This window comes from uncultured Veillonella sp., from assembly GCF_963534045.1.
Lineage (GTDB): Bacteria > Bacillota > Negativicutes > Veillonellales > Veillonellaceae > Veillonella.
In genome coordinates, this window is record NZ_CAUSQT010000074.1 from 1 (window position 1) to 4,601 (window position 4,601).

The window sequence follows — 4,601 nt, forward strand, 5'->3', positions numbered from 1 at the left end:
AGCACAAGCTGTATATGATGCGGCACTAAAGACTACGGAGACTGTGGTTAAACCTAGCGATACTGTTTCGGATGAAGTATATGATGCAGCGGTAGAACGTCGTGATACATTGGTGGGCCATTTAGCGGCTTGGGATAAAGAAACACAGCATATAGAAACTACACTTGCTTCACTAGAGGAAATTGAATCGGCTATGGGTGAGGCCCGAGAGAAGGTAGCCTTCTTAAGTCGATTGAATGATCTCGCTAATGGGGGGGAACAAGGTTTTAAAAATGTCACCTTTGAGCGCTATGTATTGGGGGCCATTTTAGATGAGGTTGTTTATGCTGCCAATTTACGTCTTCAAAAGATGAGCCGTAGCCGTTACTCTTTGGAGCGTTCAGACTATACCGGTGGCGGCCGTGGTAAGCAAGGCCTCGATTTGGCCGTAATGGACGCTTTCACAGGACAATCTAGACCTGCGAATACCTTGTCAGGGGGAGAAACATTCTTGGCCTCTATGGCACTTGCCTTAGGTCTTGCCGACGTGATTCAAAGTTATGCCGGTGGCATTCATATGGATACGATGTTCATTGATGAAGGGTTTGGTACACTTGACCCTGATACATTGGAGCTCGCTATGGAAACATTGGTACAACTACAATCATCGGGGCGCCTTATCGGCATGATCTCCCATGTACCTGAGTTAAAGACGCGGATACCTGCTCATTTAGAGGTTACACGTGGTGATGATGGCAGTACGGCAAAATTTGTGATTAACTAGCTATAAATTTACAAAATGTGATACTATTAAAAGAGGATAATTCCTACAAAAACATACTGTATTTATAAAAGGAGGTCCTATGAAGTTTTCATTTGCTCATAATAATATAAATGTTAAGGATCTTGATAAGAGTTTAGCCTTCTATAAAGAGGCCTTACTGCTTGAAGAGGCTCGTCGTTTGGAAGACCCAAGCGGTGCTTTTACCCTTGTATATTTAAAAAGTCCATATACGGCACATGAATTAGAACTTACATGGTTGCGCGATTGGGATCGCCCTTATAATTTAGGGGATAATGAATTCCACTTGGCATTTTATGTAGATGACTACGAAGCAGCTCTAAAAAAACATAAAGAGATGGGTGTTGTAGCCTATGAAAATGCCGACATGGGTATTTATTTTATCGCTGATCCTGATGGATATTGGACAGAAATCATTCCGGCGGGTAAATATTAATGGAATATATGTTAACTCGTTTAGAATGGTTGGTTGGTCCTGATAAAATCCAAACATTAAAGGATACATCTATCGCGCTCTTTGGTGTTGGTGGTGTCGGCGGTGGGGCTCTCGAGGCGCTAGTACGTGCTGGTGTAGGGCGCATCGTTATTATTGATGGTGATTCCATTGCACCTAGCAATTTAAATCGTCAAATGATTACGACACACGATACCATTGGAGAACGTAAGGTTGAGGTCGCAAAGGCGCGAGCTCTTTCCATCAATCCTGATGTAGTGATAGAAACTCACGACATTATGTATACTGAGGAGAAATATCCTGGATTTATTCAAAGCTTGAACGTTGATTATGTGATCGATGCCATTGATATGGTGACGGCAAAACTCAATATTATCGAGGTTTGCCAACGTGAAAGCATCCCTGTTATTTCCTGTATGGGCGGCGGTAATCGCTTTTACCCAGAGAAACTTATGATTGCAGATATCAATAAGTCTCATACATGCCCGTTGGCACGCGTTATGCGCCGGGAACTCAAGAAACGGGGTATAAAAAAACAATTAGTTTTATTTTCTACAGAAAAACCGACAAAACCACAGTTTCGCGGCGAAGCAACGAGCCCGGGAACATGTAGTTTTGTGCCACCAGTGGCAGGTTTTATATTAGCAGCACATGTGTTGCGTACAATTTTGGAGGTACCTGAACAATGAAACAAGCAAAAATCCATATGGCAAAAGGTGGAGACATTGTAATCGAATTATTTGATAAAGAAGCACCTGGCACAGTACAAAACTTTATCGACCTTATTAATAAAGGTTTCTATAATGGATTGACATTCCATCGTGTAATTCCTGGATTCGTAGCGCAAGGTGGTTGCCCTAATGGCAATGGTACAGGCGGTCCTGGTTACACAATTAAAGACGAATTGATTGGCAATCCTCATAAACACGAACGCGGTGCGTTGTCTATGGCTCACCGTGGTCCTAATACAGGCGGTAGCCAATTCTTTATCGTATACGAACCACAACCTCATTTAGATGGTGTACATACTGTGTTTGGTAAAGTAATCGAAGGCATGGATGTAGTTGATGGTATCCATCAAGGCGATATCATGGAAACAGTGGAAGTAATCGAAGGTTAATCTCATGAATGATGTATCTGTTAAACATCCGGAGTGGCTTGATATCGATGTAAATGGGACTATATCACACGGCTATGATCAAGAATGGTTTGATGATGAATGGCAACGTTTGTCTGGTTGTGGCCCTACATCGGCTACACAGGTATTGAGTTATTCTGAATTTCGAGATGGCCTATTAGATGTGTCTACTACGGCGAATCATACATTAGCATTAGAACGTATGAATGTCGTGTGGAACTATGTAAAACCAAGATTTGGTGGTGGCGTTTATAAAACGCAATGGATGGAACGCGGCCTTAGTCGTTTGTTTGATGATAAGAATTTGCCTTATGAGGTACACATGCTTAATGTATCTCCTTTTTCTGCATCCCGCGTAGAAGCAGAGGCGGCGGCGCAGTTTATTCACGATGCATTATCACAGGATGTTCCTGTAGCGTTCTTAAATCGCCATAAAGGTAAAGAACCTGCGCTCTATACATGGCATTGGGTGCCTATTTATAGGATGTTCATGGATGGTGATGATATTCGTTGCGGTATTTTTGATGAAGGGGAAATCCGCGATTTCTCACTAGTTCATTGGTTGCAAGATACCATCCTTGGCGGTGGATTCTGTTATATAACTAAGAAATAATATTAGTATTATGAGAGCGATGGTGAAAGCTATCGCTCTACCTATATAGGAGGTTATTATGAGTCAATGGATTACAGAAGAGCAAACGCCTCATTTACGTCTCAGTGCTGAAGCAGAAGAGGTACTTTATTCTGGTGAATCTGAATTTCAAAAAATTGAAGTATTTAAGTCTAAAGAATATGGCATGATGCTTGCATTAGATGGTGTATTCCAAACGTCTGAACGGGAGGAGTTTATCTACCATGAAATGATTGCTCATGTACCATTGTTTTTGCATCCAAATCCAGAACGGGTACTGATTATCGGTGGCGGTGATGGCGGTGTAGCTAGAGAATGCGTACGCCATGATTGCGTTAAAGAAGTTACTATGGTTGAGATTGATGGTAAAGTTGTAGAATTGGCAAAACAATACTTACCTACTATTTCTAAGGCTATGATTGAAAACAATCATAAGTTAACAGTAAAGATTGGTGACGGTATCGGCTTTATGGCAGAGGCTGAAGATTACTATGACGTTATTATTGTGGATTGCTCTGATCCAATTGGTCCTGGTGAAGGATTATTTACGGAAGAGTTTTATAAGAATACGTTGAAAGCTCTAAAAGCAGATGGTCTATTTGTACAACAAACCGAATCTCCTATGCTTCATCAACCGCTCGTTGAGAAGGTGTTTGGTTATGTAAATAATCATTTCCCAATCGCTCGTTTGTACACTGCATACATTCCAATCTATCCGGCCGGGATGCATTGCTTTACGGTTGGATCTAAAAAATACGACCCATTAACATGGGAACCAAATCGTGAACAAAACTTTGAAACTAAGTACTATAACAAGGATATTCAAAAGGCTGCGTTTGCATTACCAAATTTTGTAAAAAACTATTTGCCAAATAAATAATTTATATGTATAATAGGGAAGCACCATTCGTTAAGAAACATTTTAACGGTGGTACTTCCTTTTTATTAGGATGTGAAAGAGTTTTATATTAGAAGTATATAGCTTGTTAATTTCAAAACTGAAAGTTGAATGAAATTAGAAAAAGTTATTGACACAAACTTCTAAAACAGATATAATTCTCTTTGTTACGAAGACAGTGTCTTCGATACCTACAAGGTGGTGGGTATGGTGAAGCGGTTAACACGGCGGATTGTGGCTCCGTTACGCGTGGGTTCGATCCCCACTACTCACCCCATAACCTACACATCGTAATCATTGTAGGGGTGTCGCCAAGTGGTAAGGCAACGGACTTTGACTCCGTTATGCGCTGGTTCGATCCCAGCCACCCCTGCCAACATGGTTCATTAGCTCAGTTGGTAGAGCACCTGACTTTTAATCAGGGTGTCCCGCGTTCGAGTCGCGGATGAGCCACCAAATAAAACTCACAAACGAAAGTTTGTGAGTTTTCTATCTCTAATTTTAGAGAATTTGGTTATGATGGTAAGTATATTGTGGAAACACAAGTAGTCAAAAATAAAACAAAACTTCTTAAAAAAGTGGTTGACGTTTTATGAGATGACTGATATACTTTAAAAAGTCGTTAGAACGTTAAAACTTCTAATGTACAGATCTTTGAAAACTGAACAATGATAGGTAATCAATCATATGATTGAACAT

Annotated in this window: 6 protein-coding genes and 3 tRNA genes; all 9 read left to right on the plus strand. The window is 40.7% G+C overall.

Annotation, left to right across the window (positions count from 1 at the left end; translation table 11 throughout):
• Positions 1–763: SMC family ATPase (locus RYP29_RS08250; protein WP_311533033.1), on the plus strand; the 763-nt coding region annotated here is incomplete at its 5' end.
• Positions 764–842: 79 nt separating this feature from the next.
• Entirely contained in the window at positions 843–1,217 is a 375-nt protein-coding gene (locus tag RYP29_RS08255; protein ID WP_005380323.1) for a VOC family protein, read from the plus strand.
• Positions 1,217–1,924: a ThiF family adenylyltransferase gene (locus RYP29_RS08260; RefSeq protein ID WP_105084443.1), complete on the plus strand. Its 708-nt coding sequence runs from the start codon at positions 1,217–1,219 to the stop codon at positions 1,922–1,924. The genes RYP29_RS08255 and RYP29_RS08260 overlap by 1 nt, the downstream gene beginning before the upstream one ends.
• Positions 1,921–2,355 carry a peptidylprolyl isomerase gene (locus RYP29_RS08265; protein ID WP_005378394.1) on the plus strand — a complete coding sequence of 145 codons (435 nt, stop codon included), beginning with the start codon at positions 1,921–1,923 and terminating at the stop codon, positions 2,353–2,355. Before RYP29_RS08260 ends, RYP29_RS08265 begins: the two co-directional genes overlap by 4 nt.
• Before the next feature lie 4 nt (positions 2,356–2,359).
• Positions 2,360–2,986, plus strand: a complete 627-nt coding sequence (locus RYP29_RS08270; RefSeq protein ID WP_311533037.1) for a hypothetical protein — start codon at positions 2,360–2,362, stop codon at positions 2,984–2,986.
• Between the two features lie 58 nt (positions 2,987–3,044).
• Positions 3,045–3,884, plus strand: coding sequence for a polyamine aminopropyltransferase (gene speE / locus RYP29_RS08275; RefSeq protein ID WP_311533039.1), 840 nt, complete (start codon positions 3,045–3,047; stop codon positions 3,882–3,884).
• 219 nt (positions 3,885–4,103) lie between these two features.
• Positions 4,104–4,179, plus strand: a tRNA-His gene (locus tag RYP29_RS08280).
• A gap of 24 nt (positions 4,180–4,203) precedes the next feature.
• Positions 4,204–4,278 (plus strand) — tRNA-Gln (locus RYP29_RS08285).
• Positions 4,279–4,282: 4 nt separating this feature from the next.
• Positions 4,283–4,358: transfer RNA gene (locus tag RYP29_RS08290), tRNA-Lys, on the plus strand.
• Positions 4,359–4,601: the final 243 nt, after the last annotated feature.

Excerpts from the sequence above, each read along its gene's own strand:
- RYP29_RS08255 (WP_005380323.1), top strand. The coding sequence starts at position 843 with ATGAAGTTTTCATTTGCTCATAATAATATAAATGTTAAGGATCTTGAT.
- RYP29_RS08270 (WP_311533037.1), top strand. The coding sequence starts at position 2,360 with ATGAATGATGTATCTGTTAAACATCCGGAGTGGCTTGATATCGATGTA.
- speE (WP_311533039.1), top strand. The coding sequence starts at position 3,045 with ATGAGTCAATGGATTACAGAAGAGCAAACGCCTCATTTACGTCTCAGT.
- RYP29_RS08260 (WP_105084443.1), top strand. The coding sequence starts at position 1,217 with ATGGAATATATGTTAACTCGTTTAGAATGGTTGGTTGGTCCTGATAAA.
- RYP29_RS08265 (WP_005378394.1), top strand. The coding sequence starts at position 1,921 with ATGAAACAAGCAAAAATCCATATGGCAAAAGGTGGAGACATTGTAATC.